The organism is Mesorhizobium sp. M8A.F.Ca.ET.161.01.1.1 (assembly GCF_004792105.1).
GTDB lineage: Bacteria > Pseudomonadota > Alphaproteobacteria > Rhizobiales > Rhizobiaceae > Mesorhizobium.
Window position 1 is genome coordinate 1 of sequence record NZ_SRTD01000533.1, and the last position, 279, is coordinate 279.

Annotated in this window: 1 protein-coding gene; it reads right to left on the reverse strand. The window is 61.3% G+C overall.

Features of this window, described 5'->3' with window-relative positions; translation table 11 throughout:
* Nucleotides 1–279: aldehyde dehydrogenase family protein (locus EN804_RS36895; RefSeq protein WP_135922467.1), on the reverse strand; the 279-nt coding region annotated here is incomplete at both ends.

Here is a 279-nt window from a genome sequence, read left to right on the forward strand (position 1 = left end):
CCCGAACGTCTCTTCCGACGCCAGCAGCATTTCGGTCGTGGCGTCGCCAAGCAGAATAGGCCGGGCGTATTGCTTGCCTTCCGGCACTGCTTCGCTCCGGGCAATTATCCGGGCGCCTTTCTCCAAAGCATCGGCGACATGCCGCTCGATTTTCTCGATGGCGGCACCATTGATCATCGGCCCGATCACGACGCCCTCCTCTGTACCGGCGCCAACCTTCATCTCTGCAACTCGGCTGGCGAGCTTCGCAGCAAACGCCTCATAGATGCCTGCCTGCAC